We start from the raw sequence: 245 nt of genomic DNA on the forward strand, positions 1-245 counted from the left end.
GTCAGGTCCTTAGCGGCCTGTACTGGGGTGCAATCCTCGTCTGGCTTATTGGCATGGGAGAGATCGTGACCGGTGTCAAGCTGCTGCCACTACTCTACCCGCGGGCCAACACGCTGGGTGCGGTGTCAAAGAATCGATGGGTTGTTACTGCAACCTACCCCAACTACAACGATTACGGCGTCGTGATGGCGATGCTTTTCACGGCTGTGCTCGCCCGGCTGTGGTTCTGTCTCTTATAACCATCT

1 protein-coding gene is annotated in these 245 nt (G+C 56.3%); it reads left to right on the forward strand.

Features of this window, described 5'->3' with window-relative positions; translation table 11 throughout:
- The coding region (locus AMS65_RS18340; protein WP_206542029.1) for a hypothetical protein at positions 1–239 on the forward strand (239 nt) is incomplete at its 5' end.
- Between the last annotated feature and the right edge of the window lie 6 nt (positions 240–245).

The sequence above is a fragment of the Leucobacter celer subsp. astrifaciens genome, from assembly GCF_001273835.1.
GTDB lineage: Bacteria > Actinomycetota > Actinomycetes > Actinomycetales > Microbacteriaceae > Leucobacter > Leucobacter celer.